This is a genomic window from Pantoea sp. X-Soil-OKNW-713 (assembly GCF_059730685.1).
Genome location: NZ_AP035995.1, coordinates 1643755 through 1661299, shown reverse-complemented (window position 1 = coordinate 1661299; position 17545 = coordinate 1643755). Strand labels below are relative to the sequence as shown.

Here is a 17545-nt window from a genome sequence, read left to right as displayed (position 1 = left end):
GAATTACTTAGCGATAACCTTGCGACCGCGGTAGTAACCATCCGCAGTGATGTGGTGACGCAGATGAGTTTCGCCAGAAACTTTATCTACAGACAGAGTGGTGGTGGTCAGAGCATCATGAGAACGACGCATACCACGCTTAGAACGGGTGGGTTTATTCTGTTGTACGGCCATGGACCTTACTCCTATTACTTACGCTTTAAACTGGCTAATACGGCAAATGGATTTGGTTTTTCTGCCTCTTCAGGCAACTTACCAAAAACCATGTCCGCGTCGGACACTTCACAGTGTTCAGAATCATGCACCGGAACCACCGGCAGTGCGAGGATGATTTCATCTTCAATCACCGCCAACAGATCGATTTCGCCAAAATCATCGACATCGATCGGTTCGTAGGCTTCCGGCAGTGCTTCGGCCTGCTCTTCAGTAGAGACAGGACTGAAGCAATAGCTTACGTGAACCTGATGCGGAAACGGCTGGTTGCAGCGCTGACATAACAACGTAACCTGCACATCCGCTGTTCCTTGCAGAACCGCGAGGCGCTGGTTGTCAACCGCAAACGACATGGCACATTCCACATCACTGTCCACACTCACGACCGAGTCGGCCACGCGCGCCACCAATTCAGGCGAATAAACACCATGATAATCAAGGCGTTTTTGCGCAGCGCGTACCGGATCGAGCGTCAGGGGTAATTTTACCTTTTGCATAGGGCGCGAATATTAACTTTGTAACGTCATAGAGTCAAAGAAAAAGGCCGTTTTACAGCATCTTTCACCCGTTAGTCGCATCCAGTGCGGCGCACAGTTTAAAATGACTGTCTCCTTTACGCTATCTATTCTGCAAAAAAATGACGACATCGCTGGTTTTAGCTTCAACCTCACCCTTCCGCCAGGCTTTATTAAGTAAGCTTGGCCTGCCTTTTCTCTGCGCGGCACCGCACACCGATGAGACGCCGCAGCCCGGCGAAGCGGCAGATGCGTTGGTACAACGCCTCGCGCTGGCGAAAGCCAGGGCGTTGGCGGCCGACTATCCGGATCGCTGGATCATCGGTTCCGATCAAGTCTGCGTGCTGGACGGACAGATCACCGGTAAGCCGCACACGGAAGAAAACGCGCGCAGGCAACTCTCTGCCGCCAGTGGTAAAGCCATCACCTTCTATACCGGCCTGGCGCTCATCCAACCGCAAAGCGGGCAGCAATTTCTCTGCTGTGAACCTTTCACCGTCCATTTTCGCACGCTGAGTGCAGCCGAAATTGCCGGATACGTTGCCAAAGAACAGCCACTGCAATGTGCAGGCAGCTTCAAAAGCGAAGGCCTTGGTATTTGTCTGTTTGAACGGCTGGAAGGACGCGATCCCAATACTTTGATTGGATTGCCGCTGATTGCGTTGAATGGGATGTTACGAGAAGCGGGCATCAACCCCTTGTGTTGATGCCCGTGACGTTACGCCTTTTTCTGGCGTAACTGCGACAGGCAATGCTTCAAAGCGCCGTCCAGCGGCGCTTCCATCCGTAACGTCTCACCGGTATTGGGATGGGTAAACGTCAACGCCGCCGCATGCAGGAACAGACGGGAAAGTCCGGTCGGTGCCAGCTGGCGTTCAAATTCCCGATCGCCATAACGATCGTCAAACGCGATGGGATGGCCCGCATGTAAGGTATGCACACGAATCTGGTGGGTGCGGCCAGTGACCGGACTGGCTTTTACCAGGGTGGCAAAGCCAAAACGCTCTTCCACTTTAAACCGTGTCTCCGAAGGTTTACCTTCCGCGCTGACGCGCACCACGCGCTCACCGCTTTGCAGGATATTCTTCAGCAACGGTGCCTGTACCACTTTCAGGTGGGATGGCCAGTCGCCACGCACCAGCGCCAGGTAATCTTTTTGCATGCCTTTGTCGCGAAGCTGTTCGTGCAGGGAACGCAGTGCCGAGCGTTTCTTCGCAACCAGCAAGATACCCGAGGTGTCGCGATCGAGACGATGCACCAATTCGAGAAAACGCGCTTCCGGGCGCAGCGCACGCAAGCCTTCAATTACGCCAAAACTTAAACCGCTGCCGCCATGTACGGCGGTGCCGGAAGGCTTGTTCAGGACCAGCAGATAATCATCCTCATACAGGATGGCGTCAGCCAGTGAAGCCACTTTCTCCAGCTTCGGCGAGACAGTCTGCTCTTCACGTTCCGCAACCCGTACGGGTGGAATACGGATCTCATCGCCCTCTTCCAGCTTATATTCAGGTTTGATGCGTTTTTTATTTACCCGCACTTCCCCTTTACGCAGGATGCGATAAATCATACTTTTCGGCACACCCTTCAATTGGGTGCGCAAAAAGTTATCGATACGTTGTCCGGCATTTTCAGCCGTAATGGCGACAAATTGTACGCCGGGATTCTCAGTTTTCATGGCGGCGATTCTAAATAGTGTCCCCGGATAGCGCCACCCCTTTTTCTGTGCTTAACTCTCTGGTTGTCGCGGCGCTAAAGAGTCGAAATGCTGACTTTTTCAACAATGCGATGATAACCCCTGCAAATGAACAGGTTAAGGATGAATAAACTTCACAGCTCGGCAAAAGTCGCCTTGCTATATGTTGGTGAGCAATGGAATAATGCAGGGGTTTCTGTCCTGGAAAGATTCAGGCAGAAAAAAGAGCGAAATAAGTCATTTTGCCGGATTAAACGGACACGCAGCAATGGCGTAAGACGTAATGTTAAATCAGGCACTTAGCGGGCTGCGGGTTGCAGCCAGGACGACAGACTGGGATGTGTGGATTTTTGAATACTCTGTAGCACTTCCACCTTCAGGCGCTGGATTTCCTTATGAAAAACAGGCCACCGACAAGATTTGCGCCCCTTTAGCCGCCGACAACCGTGAGGTTGACGTCTGTGCATTAAAGACACGGGGCCATCGGTTGATTCTCGTCCAGGGTAACGATGCCCGCAGCTTTGTCACTCATGAGAGAATAACGAGTAAGTCACGATGAAAAGAATGTTAATTAACGCAACTCAGCAGGAGGAGTTGCGCGTTGCCCTGGTTGATGGACAACGTCTGTACGATCTGGATATCGAAAGCCCCGGACACGAACAGAAAAAAGCCAACATCTATAAAGGTAAAATCACCCGTATTGAACCCAGCCTGGAAGCTGCGTTTGTTGATTACGGTGCTGAGCGTCACGGTTTTCTCCCTCTGAAAGAAATTTCCCGCGAATATTTCCCCGCCAGTTACAACGCGCACGGACGTCCCAATATTAAAGATGTTCTGCGTGAAGGTCAGGAAGTCATCGTTCAAATTGATAAAGAGGAGCGTGGTAATAAAGGAGCAGCACTGACCACCTTTATTTCACTGGCCGGTAGCTATCTGGTGCTGATGCCGAACAACCCGCGTGCGGGTGGCATTTCGCGCCGTATTGAAGGCGATGATCGTACCGAACTGAAAGAAGCCCTGTCAGCGCTGGAACTGCCGGAAGGCATGGGCCTGATTGTGCGCACCGCTGGCGTTGGCAAATCCGCCGAGTCGTTACAGTGGGACCTTAGCTTCCGTCTGAAACACTGGGAAGCGATCAAAAAAGCCGCAGAAAGCCGCCCGGCACCTTTCCTGATCCATCAGGAAAGTAATGTGATCGTGCGCGCCTTCCGCGACTATCTGCGTCAGGATATCGGTGAAATCCTCATCGATAACCCGAAAGTCCTCGAACTGGCGCGTCAGCATATCGCTGCGCTCGGTCGTCCGGACTTCAGCAGCAAAATCAAGTTGTACACCGGTGAAATCCCGCTGTTCAGCCACTACCAAATCGAATCGCAGATTGAATCTGCTTTCCAGCGTGAAGTGCGTCTGCCATCTGGCGGCTCTATCGTCATTGACAGCACCGAAGCACTGACTGCGATTGATATCAACTCAGCACGCGCGACGCGCGGTGGTGATATCGAAGAGACGGCGTTCAATACCAACCTCGAAGCGGCAGACGAAATCGCGCGTCAGCTGCGTCTGCGTGACCTCGGTGGTCTGATTGTTATCGACTTCATCGATATGACGCCGGTACGCCACCAGCGTGCCGTGGAAAACCGTCTGCGTGAAGCGGTACGTCAGGATCGTGCACGTATTCAAATCAGCCATATTTCACGCTTTGGTCTGCTGGAGATGTCACGTCAGCGTCTCAGCCCATCGCTGGGCGAGTCCAGTCATCACGTCTGCCCACGCTGTAGCGGCACCGGCACCATCCGTGATAACGAATCGCTGTCGCTGTCTATTCTGCGTCTGATTGAAGAAGAAGCGCTGAAGGACAACACCAAAGAAGTCCACGCCATTGTGCCGGTTCCGGTCGCTTCCTACCTGCTGAACGAGAAACGTGATGCGGTCAGCGCCATTGAGAAGCGTCAGGGTGGCGTGCGCGCCATCATCGTACCGAACGATCAGATGGAAACGCCGCATTACTCCGTGTTGCGCGTGCGCAAAGGCGAAGAAACGCAAACGCTGAGCTACCACCTGCCGAAACTGCATGAAGCGGAAATGGCACTGCCTTCCGAAGAAGAGCAGTCAGAACGTCGTCGTCCTGAGCAACCTGCCCTCGCCGCCTTTGTGATGCCGGATGCACCGCCTGCACCAGTTGAAGTGGCAGAAGAGAGCAAGCCTGCGGTGAAAGCTGAGCCGAAGAAGGCCAGGACAACCGACACCGTCGCAGCACCGGCTGCGTCAACCGGCTTTATGGCACGTCTGCTGGGTGGATTGAAAAAACTGTTTGTTGGTGATGCACCGGCGACTACGCCGGAAGCCAGCGAGAAACAGGAAAGCAAAGCAAACGCTGATGAAAACGGTCAACAGCGTGGCGATCGTCGCAACAACCGCCGCAATAATCGTCGTGAACGCACTCCGCGTAACGCTGAAAACGCGCCGGTACGTGAAGCACGCGAGCCGCGTGAGCCACGCGAAGCGCGTGAAACCACCGAAAACCGCCGCAATAAACGCCAGAACGAGCCGCGTGAAGAACGCAGCCCGGCACAAAGCGAAGAAGCACGCCAGCAACGCGAAGAGCAGCAACAACAGCGTCGCGAACAACGTGCGGAGCGCCAGCGTCGTCGTCAGGAAGAGAAACGCGCCCAGCAGCAGGAACAGAAAGCCGCTGAGCCGGTGGTGCAGGCTGAAATCGTTGATGAAGCAGCGCAGGAAGAAGAACGTGTTCAGGTCATGCCGCGTCGTAAACAACGCCAGCTGAGCCAGAAAGTGCGTTTTGGTGATGAAAGCGAAGCGACAACCGAGAACGTTATCGCTCCGGTTGAAACTGCCCCGCGTGCAGTCGCTAATGAAGAACCGGAAGCGGTCAATGATGATCAGGATGACGTTGATAACCGTGACAGCGCCAATATGCCGCGCCGTTCACGTCGTTCACCGCGCCACCTGCGTGTCAGCGGTCAGCGTCGTCGCCGTTACCGTGATGAGCGCTATCCGACCCAATCTGCAATGCCTCTGGCTGCGGCTTCGGCTTCACCGGAAATGGCCTCTGGCAAAGTTTGGGTACGTTATCCGGTTGCACAAACCAATGAAGGACTGGTCACACAGGATGCACTGAACGAGACGCCGGATTACAGCCGCGAAGAGACGGCCGCTGCCGTTGCTCTGCCTGCCAGCGTTGAGCCAGCGCAAGAAGTGGTTGCTGAGCCAGTCGTCGAAGTAGTGGAACCGCAGGCACACACCGACGTTCCGGTAGTGAACACCGATGACACCCGTCCGATTGAATCACCGGTCAATGAAGAACCGACCGTGATTTCAGCGGCGGATGAAGCGGTTGCCGCAGTAACCGCCGCGCAGGCCGAACCGGTGGTTGATGTTGCTGCTGAGGTCAACGAAGCCGTAACCGCTGCCATCGAAGCACCTGCTCAGGTGGCACCGGAAGTGACTGCGCCAGTGGAAGAGGTACTGTCCACGCCGGTTGTCGCAGAAGCGCAGCCAGCGCCAGTTGCGGAACCAGATGCGCCAGTCGCCGCTCACGCTACCGTGACCAACAACGCAGAAACCCGCTGGAAGCATTATGCTTCGGCACCGATGACCAAAGCACCGGCACCGGCATGGGAACCTGAACCGGCTCGCCATAGCGATTGGGTACGTCCACCGTTTGCCTTTGCCGGCCGTGGATCGGCTGGCGGTCATAGCGCCACACAGCAGGCGACTGCACCGGCAACCAAGCCAGAAAGCGTCTAAGTTAGCGCTACGTCATACAGCAAACCCCGGCCAGTCCGGGGTTTTTTATTTGTATCTATCCGTAGCGGCGCGATTTATCGCGCGGATTTTTCACGCATCGCGCACGAAATTGCGCGCTAAATCGCGCCGCTGCGGACAAAAAAAATCCCACGGCCTGTGAAGGCAGTGGGAAAAAGCAAGCGCACCCGGTTTAAGTACGCTCAAATCTTCAGGTCAGTTACGAATTCAATTGGAACAGTGACATCTTCGACATCTGGGTAAAGACCGTGTAGGAGGCTTGCAACGCCGTCTGCTGCATGGTGTAGCTGGAGATAGCCGAGGTGTAATCCACATCCACCAGGTCACTCATTTGTGACGCCATAATGGTATCGCGGTCATCACCCTGCGCATCCAGCGTGTCCAGCTCAGACATCTTTGAGCCCACCGCAGAACGCACGCTTAGCACGTTGTTCAGTGAGTTGCTCAAACCACGGTTGGTCTTATCCATCGCATCCTGGAACGTTTGTTTGGTGGCATCGTCAGCGTTGTCCTGTGGCACTTTCAACGCGGCAATCGCACTGTCGAGCATATTGAACAGGTTAGTTTCACTGGCGCTACCGTCCGGTTCTGCTTTGGCGTTGCTGGTAATCGACATAAACACCGAAGTACCGGTATCGCCAACCGACATGGTGCGGCTGTCATCCACTTTTTGCGTAATCGGATCGCTACCGCCGACATAGGTCACGCCAGTGCCATCATCAGTGAATGGCTCGGTATCGGTTTGATAGCCGGCGAAAATATAGTTACCGTTACCGTCTTTACTGTTAGCCAGACCCAGCAATTGCGAGCGGATACCTTCCAGTGACGTGGCGATCGAGGCACGGTCATCATCACTCAACGTACCGGTTGAACCCTGAACAATCAGGGTCTGCGCATCCTGAATGCTGCTGGTGACGCTGGAGAGCGTATTTTCTTCCATTGACAGACTCTGGTTGGCAAAGCTACGCGCGGTGGCGTACTGAGCGCTTTTGGCCTGAGTCTGCGACAACACCACAGCGCGCGAAGCCGCAATCGGGTCATCAGAGGGGTTAGTCACGCGGCGACCGCTGGAAAGCTGTTCACCGACTTTGAGCCAGGAAGCTTGCGAATCCGTGATACCGCGCACCTGCTGGTTAAAAATCATATTGGTACTAAGACGCATGGTTTTTTATCCTCTCTGCTTAGCCGAGGCTATCGATCAACGCGTTGAAAATGGTGCTGGCGGTTTGCAGCACCTGCGCGTTAGCCGTGTAATATTGCTGATATTTAGTCAGGTTGGCGTACTCTTCATCGAGGTTGACGCCCGAAATTGACTGCTGGCGATCACTTAACTGACTCACCACACTTTCCTGAGTGGTACTGGTGGTTTCCAGCGTGCTGGTTTTGTTACCCACCGTACTGACGATGCTGGCATACGCCTCGGCCAGGGTGGCGTTACCGTTCACCAGTTTGCTGTCCTGCAAATCCAGCAGTTTTTGCGCATTGGTATTATCGCTGGCACCATCTACCGCACCTGCCGCCGCAATCTGTGACTCATCGGTGATCGCCACTGACATATCACCAATCACGTTCTGCACCGGTTTTACCAGGAAGCTGTCTTTCGCCGCCGGCGTACCACTCACGGTTAACTGAAGACCATCAAAGCTCAGCGTGGTGTTACCATCGGCATCGGTTCCCTGCGTCGCCGTCACGCTAACGTTGTCCGACTGACGAGTCACCGACCAGTTGGTGCCGTCGTAGCTGACGGTGTAGTTCGAGGCTTTCAGCGCGCTGGTGTCGGTCCATTCCGCTGACAGTGAGGCACTGGAGGTATTCTTGGTGTTGCTCAGGACTTCCGGGCTGCCGATGTTAAAGAAATCAGTGCCCTGATCACCGTTGCTGTCATACCCTTCTTTATGGATGGTATTGAAGCTGGTAGCAAAGGCAGCGGCAAGCTGGCCGAGCTGGTTCTGAGCGGTATCCAGATCCTGGGTACGGAACGCCAGCAGACCACCCAATGAACCGGTTGTCAGGGTTTTCTCAGCAATTTCTACGTTACCCGCCTGCTTATCAACATAACCGACGGTGATACGTGAAGGGTCGCTGCTGGAAGGCATCGCCACCAGCGAAGTGGTTTTGCTGCCATTGACCAGCGTGGTGCTGCCCATTGAAACGATATAGCTGCCATCCTGCTGCGACACCGTGACACCGACGATATCATTCAGGCTGCTCACCAGTTGGTCGCGCTGATCCAGCAGGTCATTCGGCGCAGTGCCATCACCGGTAGTCAGTTTGGCAATCTGGGTGTTGAGGTTGGCAATCTGGCTGGTGTAGGTATTGATCTGGTCAACGCTGGAGGTGATATCGGTGTTGACGCTGGTCTGCATATTGGTCAGATATTGTGCTGTCGTCTGGAACTGGTTGACCAATCCCTGAGCATTACTCAGCATTGACTGACGCGCTGACGGATCGTCGGCGTTACTGACCACGTTTTGTACGTTAGTGAAGAAGTCCTGAATCGACGTTGACAGGCTGGTAGTCGAGGTCGATAACAGATCGTCAATATTTGAGATCTGAGAATATTGGGTATTTTGCGCATTATAGGTTGCACTGGCACTGCGTAACTGCGCAGTGATGAATTCATCATATTCACGCTGCACAGTCGTCACATTCACACCGTTACCGTAATAGCTGCCACCAGACAGGGTGCTGTTCGCCTGCCCCAGGATCGTCGTCTGGCGTGTATAACCCGCCACGGTATAGTTACTGATGTTGTTACTGGTGGTACTTAATGCGGCCTGTGCGGCGCTCAGCCCGCTCATCGCTGAGTTGATTATACTGGACATCTCGGTTCCTTAATTTCCCGTTCACCGGGCTGGCTGTCATCAGTGCGGTTACCGGGGCGATGAAACGCCCGGGTTGTATGAAGGTTATCGGCGTGCTTAAGTGAAACTTGAGGCAAAAAATCAGAACAAATCGGTCAAATCGTGGCTGTACGCTTTCACAACTTTTTCGCCCATGTTTTTGAATTGCTGGATCATTCCCACCAATTTCTGAGCATATCTCGGGTCAGTCGCATAACCGGCAGCCTGCAACGCTTGTGCCCCCTGCTCCGCCGTCTGCGCGTTGGCGACGGCGGCATAACGTGGGTTGTTCGACAGCAGTTTGACGTAGTCCGTCAGCGCCTCCAGATAGGAGCCGTAAACACGGAAGGTTGCGCGTACTTTTTTCGCTTCGCCGTGTTCATATTCGGTGGTCATGATATCGGTGGTTTCACCTTTCCAGTCACCGCTGGCCTTGATACCGAACACGTTGTAGCTCGGTTTACCGTCACGCGTCAGAATCTGACGCTGACCCCAGCCGGACTCCAGCGCCGCCTGCGCCAGAATCAGATGGTGTGGAATACCGCTCTCGTCACTCGCCACTTTGGCAGGCTGCGCCAGTTGAGCAATAAAGTCGCTGCTGTCGCCGGATAAACTGCCGGGTGATACCGGCAGTCGCGGCATTGCTTTGCGTACCATTTGTTCCAGCTGCATCGGCGCCATGCTGCTGTAAATGAAGCTGTTATCCAGCTTCATCGGTACGGTACCCGCACGCTCATCCGGTTCCTGTGCGGGTTGCATCTGTTTGACGATGGTTTCTGCCAGGCCAAGTCCGCGTTTGCCCATCTCCTGCGCAATCTGCTGGTCGTACATTGAGGTAAAAAGCCGCGTCTGGTCGTTGCTCAACAGGCCATCTTTTGGCAACGCCTCACGCATACTTTTCAGCATCATCTGCACGAACATGCCTTCAACCTGCTTCGCCACCTGTAAGGCTTTACCTTTCGGGTCCTGACTGGCTTCGCGTTTCAGGTCATTGAGCGAGCGGCTGTCATAAGCCGCATTCATCAGCGATTGCGTATCACTCATCAGATAATTTCCAGTTTGGCGCGCAGACAGCCCGCACTCTGCATTGATTGCAGAATTGACATCAGGTCAATCGGTGTTGCACCCAGCGCATTCAGCGCACGCACCACATTATTGAGGTTGGCGCTGGCGTTGACGTGTTGCAGCGCCCCACCACTCTGGCGCATATCGATCTGCGTCTGATTGGTCGTCACGGTTTGACCACCTGCGAACGGCGTATTCGGCTGATTGACGTTCTGCTGCTGATTGACGGTGACCGACAGGTTGCCCTGCGCGACCGCACAGGTACTCAGCGTCACTTCGCGGTTCATTACCACCGAACCGGTACGTGAGTTGATGATCACTTTGGCGTCTTCCAGCGGTACGGAAACATCCAGATTCTGGATATCCGACAGCAGGCGCACCTGCGAAGTGTTATTCGGCGACACACGAATTTGCACGGTACGCGCATCCAGCGGCTGGGCATAACCATAGCCACCACGATTGATGGCATCCGCAATACGCTGCGCCATAGTGAAATCTTCATTGTTCAGTTGCAGGTTGATGGTACTCTGGCTACCAAAGTTGCTTTGCAGCTCACGTTCCACCGTGGCCCCACCGGTAATGCGACCACCGTTCAACTGGTTTACCTGGACGCTGCTGCCACCCGCAGCGGCACCGGCACCACCGACCAGGATGTTACCCTGCGCCAGCGCATAGACCTGGTTATCCACGCCTTTCATCGGCGTCATCAGCAGCGTACCGCCACGCAGGCTTTTGGCGTTACCCAGTGACGACACCACCACATCAATGGTTTGTCCCTGACGCGCAAAGGCCGGCAGTGAGGCGGTGACCATCACCGCCGCCACGTTTTTCAGCTGCATGTTGGTGCCGGTCGGTACGGTGATCCCCAGCTGCGACAGCATGTTGCTGACGGTTTGTGTGGTAAACGGCGTTTGCGTGGTCTGGTCACCGGTGCCGTCCAGCCCCACCACCAGGCCATAACCGATCAACTGGTTATCGCGCACGCCCTGTACCGTGGTCAGATCGCGGATGCGGTCAGCATGAGCGATAAGGCTGAATCCGAGCAGGAAGCTCAGGCTCAAACGCAGCAGAGTGTTCATTTTCATCGTAACCTCTTACATCGGCGAAACGTTCAGGAAGAAACGCTGGAACCAACCCATCGTCTGCGCCTCATTGATATAACCATTGCCGACATACTCAATACGTGCGTCGGCCACTGCGGTTGACAGCACCGCGTTACTGGCGCTGATGGTGCGGGGGTTAACCACACCGGAGAAACGAATAAATTCGGTTCCCTGATTAATCTCGATCTGTTTTTCACCCACTACGCGCAGGTTGCCGTTGGACAGCACCTGATTCACGGTGACGGTGATGGTGCCGGTAAAGGTATTATTTGCCGTCGCACCGCCTTTGCCGGTGAAGTCGTTTTTGCCTTCGCCATCAAGACCGACCTTCTCCCCACTCGCGCCGACCAGACCATTCAACGCGGTAGGTACGGTAGTCAGCCCAAAACTTCCACTGCCATCACGACTGGCATTGGCAGACGAACTTTTGCTGGCGCTGACGTTTTCCTGCAAGGTAATGGTCAGGGTGTCGCCGATATTGCGTGGTCGACGATCCTCAAACAGCGGCTGATAGCCGTAGTTCAGCGGCGCAACGCCCTGAAAAATGGAACCATTCACCACCGGTGGCGCAGAAGGCGTTGGCTCAGCCGTTGTCGAGCCTTGTACCAGTGGCGTGCGTGGAACCAGCGCACAACCGTTTAATGTCAGTAGTGATAACGCTACTAACCAATGACCAGGCTTGAGAATCACTTGCTTCGCCACGGAGTTCTGACCTTTTTCATGTTCTTAATCAGGCCAGCCAGGCTGGCCCAACGACACCAGATTTATAACTGGGTTAACTTCGCTAACATCTGATCGGACGTGCTGACCGCTTTACTGTTGATCTCATAAGCGCGCTGCGTCTGGATCATGGAAACCAGTTCTTCCGCCACGTTGACGTTCGAGGTTTCCACATAACCCTGATACAACAAACCGGCACCGTTCTGGCCAGGCGTGCTCTGGGTCGCCGCACCCGATGCCTGGGTTTCCTGATAGAGGTTTTCACCCAGGCTATCGAGACCGGCGTCGTTCATAAAAGTACTGAGGGTTAACTGGCCCACCTGGGTCGGGTTGGTCTGGCCCTGCTGCGTCACACTCACGATGCCATCACGCGAAACGGTGATGCTGGTGGCGTTGGCAGGAATGGTGATACCTGGCTGCACGGTATAACCTGAGTTGGTCACCAGCTGACCATTCTGATCCACCTGGAATGAACCATCGCGGGTATAGGCGGACGTGCCATCCGGCATCTGCACTTCAAAGTAACCCTGACCGTTAATCGCCAGGTCTTTTGAGTTACTGGTTTGCGACAGGTTGCCCTGAGTATGCAGACGTTCAGTGGTCACCGGACGCACACCGGTACCAATCTGCATACCAGACGGTAAGGTGGTTTGCTCGGATGACTGCGTGCCCGGCTGGCGCACGGTCTGGTACATCAGGTCTTCAAAAACCGCACGCGAACGCTTAAAACCGTTGGTGCTGACGTTCGCCAGGTTGTTGGCGATGACGTCCATATTGGTTTGTTGGGCATCAAGGCCGGTTTTCGCAATCCATAAGGAACGAATCATTGTTTTGTCCTCAGCCTTAGCTGCTCATGTTGAGCAACTGATTGGCTTTTTGTTCGTTTTCATCGACGTTCGAGATCACTTTCATCTGCATCTCAAAACGTCGGGCGTTGGCGATCATATCGACCATGGTTTCTACGGGCTTAACGTTACTGCCCTCCAGCACCCCCGGCGACACCTGCACGTTGGCGTCCTGCGCCAGCGTCGCACCGCGTGTAGCCTGGGTTTGTGCGGTAGGACGGAACATCCCGTCGTCACTGCGTTGCAGTTCCTGGCCGGTCGCCGTGACCAGCTTCAGACGACCAATCTGCACCGTGGCATTGGGTGCATCACCCGGGTTACGAGAGGTGATGGAGCCATCCGTTGCAATAGTCAGTTCAGCGCCTTGCGGCACGGCAATCGGCCCGCCATCGCCCATCACGGGATTGCCCTGGATTGTCAGGATGCCGGTGGAGCTGATTTGAATGTTACCGTTGCGGGTGTAAGCCTCGCTGCCGTCGGCGGTACGTACCGCCAGCCAGCCGTCCTGCCCCACCGCCACGTCGAGTGCGCGACCGGTGTTGTCCATCGCCCCTGCACTCATATCGGCACCCGGCGTAGAGGCCGTCACCAGGGTACGCGTCGGCAGCGACCAGCCATTGACCGGCACCGCGCGGTACGCTTCCAGCTGAGCACGGAAACCCGGCGTGGAGGCGTTGGCGAGGTTGCTGGCCGTGACGGACTGCTGCTCCAGCGTCTGGCTGGCGGCTCCCATCGCGGTATATATCGCGTGATCCATAATGCAATCCCGTTAGTGAATTAGCGTAAGTTGACCAGGGTGTTGAGGATCTGGTCCTGGGTTTTGATAGTCTGCGCGTTCGCCTGATAGTTGCGCTGCGCGACGATCATGTTGACCAGTTCCTGACTCAAATCCACGTTGGAGGCTTCCAGCGCGCCTGCGGTCAGTGAACCGAAGGTGCCGGTGCCTGCGGTACCGATCGCCGCCTGACCAGAAGAACTGGTGGCGCTCCACACGTTGTCACCTTCAGACTGCAACCCTTCCGGGTTAGAGAAGCTCGCCAGCACGATCTGACCCAACAGCTGCGTTTGCTGGTTGGAGTAGGTACCGGTGATGGTGCCGTCATCGTTGATGGTGTAGGTGGTCAGATCGCCCGGTGCATAACCATCCTGAGTCGGGTTACCGAAGGTGGTGGTGCCGGTGTTCTGTTGCAGACTGCCCTGCATGCTCAGGGTAATGGACTGACCTGCGGCTGCACCGTTGGTCCCGTCAATACTCAGGGCTACGGTGGTGGCACCGGTCACGCCGCCCACGCTGGTCAGGTTACCGCTGCTGTCAAATGTCAGGTCGAAATCACCCGCAGAAGTCCCGGTGGTGGAGTCGATAGCATGGACGGTCCAGGCGTTATCACCGGTTTTGACGTAGTACATGTCGAGGGTGTGATCGTTACCCTGAGAGTCGTACACCGTCATGGTGCTTTTGGCGTTGTAGCTGTCAACGTCCGATGCATCAAAGGTGGTGACCGTCGGGATATCACTGGTGGAGTTAAGGTTCGCCACCTGCGTTGCCGTGGAGGTCGCTTTTGCTGACATCTGGGTGGTCGGAATGCTCAGCGCCACCGGGTTAGCGCCGGTCTGAATGGTCGCCGGGGAGCCGCTGGCCGGATAGCCGGTTACGTACAGGCCCTGCGTGTTGACCAGGTTACGGTTTTCGTCCAGCGTGAACTGACCGTTACGCGAGTAGTACACCGCGCCGCTGCTGTCAGTCATACGGAAGAAACCGTTGCCGCTCAGCGCCACGTCCAGACCACGGCTGGTGGTGGTGGTGGTGCCATCGTTAAAGTTCTGGATCACCGCTGCAACTTTAGTCCCCAGACCAACGTCTGAACCGGCGAACAGGTCAGCGAAGGCGATGGTGCTGGATTTAAAACCCGCTGTCGCGGAGTTGGCGATGTTGTTACCAATGACGTCGAGGTTGCTTGAAGCAGCGCCCAGGCCGCTCACCGCTTGGGAAAAAGACATGTTAATTTCTCCGGGTTACAGGTTAATTAGAGAATCTGACGTACTTCATCAAGGGTCGCGGTGCCCATGGTGCCGAGGTCCAGTGTCGAGGTGTCATCCGTTGTACTGACGCCACTGACGTAGGCGTAATTCAACGGCTGAGCCACCAGTTGGGTGCTGCCATTGCTGGCGGCAATCGAAACGGTATATTTGCCATCCGGGGCAGTTGAGCCGTCGGTCAGGGTGCCATCCCACGAGAAGGTATGAACGCCTGACGACAATGCGCCGAGATCAATGGTGCGCACGGTTGCACCGGTTGAATCTTTGATGGTGGCGGTGGTGGCGGTTGACGCGGTGGTCAGCTCCACACCAAATGGCGTGGTGGTGCCACTGCCTACCAGAATCTGGCTGCCATCCACCATCACGCCATGACCAATCAGCGTGGTACTTTGCAGATTCTGGCTGGTGCTGATCTGCCCGGAGATCGATCCCAGCGTGGTATTGAGTTTTTCAATGCCGCTCAGGGTGTTGATCTGTGCCAACTGCGTGGTGAGCTGGCTGTTATCCATCGGGTTAGTCGGATCCTGGTTCTGCAACTGCGTCACCAGCATGGTCAGAAACTGGTTTTGTAAGTCTTCTGCGCTGTTACCGGTGCTGCTACTGCTGGAGGAGCTGAGGACCGTGGGGTCCAGGTTTTCGTTAACGCCTACCGCGATACCCATCGTGTTTCTCCGTTACTGACCCATAGTCAGCGTTTTCATCATCATTGATTTCACGGTGTTCAGGACCTCAACGTTGGCCTGGTAACTGCGTGAGGCCGACATGGTGTTCACCGTCTCTGCCACCACATCCACATTGGGCATCTTGACGTAACCTTTCTGGTCAGCCATCGGATTGCCCGGGTCATACACCAGTTTCGCCGGGGAAGGATCGTCCACCACCCCCGCCACCTTGACGCCACCGGTCGCCATACCCGGCGCGGCATCGGTCTGAAACACGACTTGCTTCGCCACGTAGGGCTGACCATCCGGCCCGGTGACGCTGTCGGCGTTAGCCAGGTTACTGGCGCTGACGTTGAGGCGCTGCGACTGCGCCGTCATAGCCGACCCGGCGATATCAAAGATATTTAGCAATGCCATTGTTATTGCCCCTGCAGAACGCTCATCATGCCTTTGATTTGGCTACTGATAAGGGTGAGATCGGTTTGATATTTCAGGCTGTTGTCGGCGAACTGCGTACGTTCCCGGTCCATATCCACGGTGTTGCCATCCGCGGCAGGCTGATCGGGAATGCGGTACAGCAGATCCATCGACGGCTGAGCGTCGCTCTGCGCTTCAATGTGGCGGGCAGACGTCACTTTGAGCGCCAGACTGCTGCCCTCCGAGCGACCGTTTTCCATCACCTTGCTGAGCTGGCTGGCAAAGTCGATATCCCGAGCCTGGTAACCCGGGGTATCGGCGTTGGCAATGTTGGATGCCAGGATCTCCTGACGCTCCGCTCGCAAGTTAAGGGCTTCTGTACCAAATCGCAGCGCGGCATCGAGTTTGTCGAGCATGCTTCCTCCGCGAATGAGAATTTCGAGCTGACAGCTTAATTGGGGAAAAGCAAGGGCTATCGTCTGAATAGCGCCAAAAACATTGGCTATTTTTGACATTGATTTTTTTGCGCGAGGAGTAGACTCAGTGCCATCTTCAGTCAGGAGGCGTGTTATGCGCAGATTTACAACCTTACTGGCCCCAATTTTGCTGGCCTTGGCGCTGCCCGGTCAGGCGGCCGATCTCCAGGCCCAGCTGACGCAGTACTTTAAAGCGCGCGATCCGCAACACGCGGCAGGGATGAATGTGGTGATTCGAACGCCACAAGCGCAGTGGCCAGACTGCGCTGCGCCACAAATTGTGTTGCCCGGCAACAGTCGCCAGTGGGGCAACATGAGCATCGCCACCAATTGCGGGCAGAATCGCCGTTATTTGCAGGTTCAGGTGCAGGTCACCGGTGTTTATCTGGTGGCAAATCATCAGTTAATGCGTGGCAGCAACGTCACGGCCAGCGATTTTCGTTTACAATCCGGGCGGCTGGATACGCTGCCCGCGCGAACCCTGTTCTCCACCGATAACGTGGCCGATGCCATCGCCATGCGCGATATCACCCCCGGGCAGCCGGTAACTGCCACTATGGTGCGTCTGCCCTGGCGGGTAAAAGCAGGACAAAATGTGATTGTGGTGGCCAGCGGTAACGGGTTTGATGCCAGTAGCGAAGGCAAGGCATTAAATAATGCGACCACCGCGCAGATGGTCAGAGTACGGATGGGTAATGGTCAGGTCGTCAGCGGCCGGGTCGGCGAGGATGGGAATATTCTTATATCGCTATAAAGCGCTAAAGAACCCTGTTTTTCTGCCGATAGTGAAAGCAACAAAGAAATTACCCTATGCTGACTCAGTTGGCTTATCCCCAACTGACCTTACAGGAGCAAGACCATGAGCATCGACAGAACCCAGCCTATTCAGCCGCCGAGCACTGTTCAGACCCGTGAAAATACGGACAACGGCAGCAAAGTGCGCCAGAGCAGCACCGCAGCCACGACCAGCACCAGCGAAAGTGGTGCGCAGGTGAAACTGAGCGCTGCCCAGGCGCAGCTGACACAACCCGGCAGCAGCGACATCAATACTGCGCGCGTTGAGCAACTGAAAACCGCCATTCGCAATGGCGAACTGAAAATGGATACCGGCAAGATCGCCGACGCGTTGATTGCTGATACTAAGGCGTATTTAGAGGGTAATTAATCCCG

Annotated in this window: 18 protein-coding genes; 4 read left to right on the top strand and 14 right to left on the bottom strand. The window is 55.4% G+C overall.

Translation table 11 applies throughout. The features are described from left to right. Nucleotides 1-3 precede the first annotated feature (3 nt). Complete coding sequence (gene rpmF / locus AC6I8R_RS07645; protein ID WP_013508656.1) at nt 4-174, bottom strand: 50S ribosomal protein L32; 171 nt, start codon at nt 172-174, stop codon at nt 4-6. Between the two features lie 14 nt (nt 175-188). Then, complete coding sequence (gene yceD / locus AC6I8R_RS07640) at nt 189-710, bottom strand: 23S rRNA accumulation protein YceD (RefSeq protein ID WP_021185599.1); 522 nt, start codon at nt 708-710, stop codon at nt 189-191. 140 nt (nt 711-850) lie between these two features. Here yceD and AC6I8R_RS07635 point away from each other — a divergent pair, with 140 nt between their 5' ends. Continuing rightward, the gene (locus tag AC6I8R_RS07635; protein ID WP_021185598.1) at nt 851-1435 is read left to right on the top strand and encodes a Maf family protein; all 585 of its coding nucleotides are present in this window, start codon (nt 851-853) and stop codon (nt 1433-1435) included. Between the two features lie 11 nt (nt 1436-1446). Here AC6I8R_RS07635 and rluC read toward each other — a convergent pair whose 3' ends face one another. Beyond that, entirely contained in the window at nt 1447-2403 is a 957-nt protein-coding gene (gene rluC, locus AC6I8R_RS07630; RefSeq protein WP_021185597.1) for a 23S rRNA pseudouridine(955/2504/2580) synthase RluC, read from the bottom strand. Nucleotides 2404-2976: 573 nt separating this feature from the next. Between rluC and rne the strand changes: the two genes are divergently transcribed. Further along, entirely contained in the window at nt 2977-6189 is a 3213-nt protein-coding gene (rne, locus tag AC6I8R_RS07625; RefSeq protein ID WP_497832078.1) for a ribonuclease E, read from the top strand. A gap of 217 nt (nt 6190-6406) precedes the next feature. Here rne and flgL read toward each other — a convergent pair whose 3' ends face one another. The 11 genes from flgL to flgB form a co-directional block, all read right to left on the bottom strand. Further along, nucleotides 6407-7369, bottom strand: coding sequence for a flagellar hook-associated protein FlgL (gene flgL / locus AC6I8R_RS07620; RefSeq protein ID WP_021186014.1), 963 nt, complete (start codon nt 7367-7369; stop codon nt 6407-6409). A gap of 19 nt (nt 7370-7388) precedes the next feature. Next, a complete protein-coding gene (gene flgK, locus AC6I8R_RS07615; RefSeq protein ID WP_208725240.1) occupies nt 7389-9032 on the bottom strand; it encodes a flagellar hook-associated protein FlgK in 1644 nt (547 codons plus the stop codon). Between the two features lie 120 nt (nt 9033-9152). After that, on the bottom strand, nt 9153-10094 hold the full coding sequence (gene flgJ / locus AC6I8R_RS07610; protein ID WP_021186016.1) for a flagellar assembly peptidoglycan hydrolase FlgJ: 942 nt from the start codon (nt 10092-10094) through the stop codon (nt 9153-9155). Next, nucleotides 10094-11200, bottom strand: coding sequence for a flagellar basal body P-ring protein FlgI (locus AC6I8R_RS07605; RefSeq protein ID WP_497832077.1), 1107 nt, complete (start codon nt 11198-11200; stop codon nt 10094-10096). The genes flgJ and AC6I8R_RS07605 overlap by 1 nt, the downstream gene beginning before the upstream one ends. Before the next feature lie 9 nt (nt 11201-11209). Continuing rightward, nucleotides 11210-11920: a flagellar basal body L-ring protein FlgH gene (locus AC6I8R_RS07600; protein WP_021186018.1), complete on the bottom strand. Its 711-nt coding sequence runs from the start codon at nt 11918-11920 to the stop codon at nt 11210-11212. 62 nt (nt 11921-11982) lie between these two features. Then, nucleotides 11983-12765, bottom strand: coding sequence for a flagellar basal-body rod protein FlgG (gene flgG, locus AC6I8R_RS07595; RefSeq protein ID WP_013508646.1), 783 nt, complete (start codon nt 12763-12765; stop codon nt 11983-11985). A 16-nt stretch (nt 12766-12781) separates the two neighbouring features. Continuing rightward, nucleotides 12782-13540, bottom strand: a complete 759-nt coding sequence (locus AC6I8R_RS07590) for a flagellar basal body rod protein FlgF (protein WP_021186019.1) — start codon at nt 13538-13540, stop codon at nt 12782-12784. 20 nt (nt 13541-13560) lie between these two features. After that, nucleotides 13561-14781 carry a flagellar hook protein FlgE gene (gene flgE, locus AC6I8R_RS07585; RefSeq protein ID WP_021186020.1) on the bottom strand — a complete coding sequence of 407 codons (1221 nt, stop codon included), beginning with the start codon at nt 14779-14781 and terminating at the stop codon, nt 13561-13563. A 26-nt stretch (nt 14782-14807) separates the two neighbouring features. Continuing rightward, nucleotides 14808-15482 (bottom strand): flagellar hook assembly protein FlgD, encoded by a 675-nt coding sequence (gene flgD / locus AC6I8R_RS07580; RefSeq protein WP_021186021.1) that lies wholly within the window; start codon nt 15480-15482, stop codon nt 14808-14810. Between the two features lie 12 nt (nt 15483-15494). Continuing rightward, complete coding sequence (flgC, locus tag AC6I8R_RS07575) at nt 15495-15899, bottom strand: flagellar basal body rod protein FlgC (RefSeq protein WP_013508642.1); 405 nt, start codon at nt 15897-15899, stop codon at nt 15495-15497. A gap of 2 nt (nt 15900-15901) precedes the next feature. Further along, complete coding sequence (gene flgB / locus AC6I8R_RS07570; RefSeq protein WP_021186022.1) at nt 15902-16315, bottom strand: flagellar basal body rod protein FlgB; 414 nt, start codon at nt 16313-16315, stop codon at nt 15902-15904. Between the two features lie 154 nt (nt 16316-16469). Between flgB and flgA the strand changes: the two genes are divergently transcribed. Then, nucleotides 16470-17129 carry a flagellar basal body P-ring formation chaperone FlgA gene (flgA, locus tag AC6I8R_RS07565; RefSeq protein WP_021186023.1) on the top strand — a complete coding sequence of 220 codons (660 nt, stop codon included), beginning with the start codon at nt 16470-16472 and terminating at the stop codon, nt 17127-17129. Between the two features lie 105 nt (nt 17130-17234). After that, the gene (flgM, locus tag AC6I8R_RS07560; RefSeq protein ID WP_021186024.1) at nt 17235-17540 is read left to right on the top strand and encodes a flagellar biosynthesis anti-sigma factor FlgM; all 306 of its coding nucleotides are present in this window, start codon (nt 17235-17237) and stop codon (nt 17538-17540) included. The last annotated feature ends 5 nt before the right edge of the window (nt 17541-17545 follow it).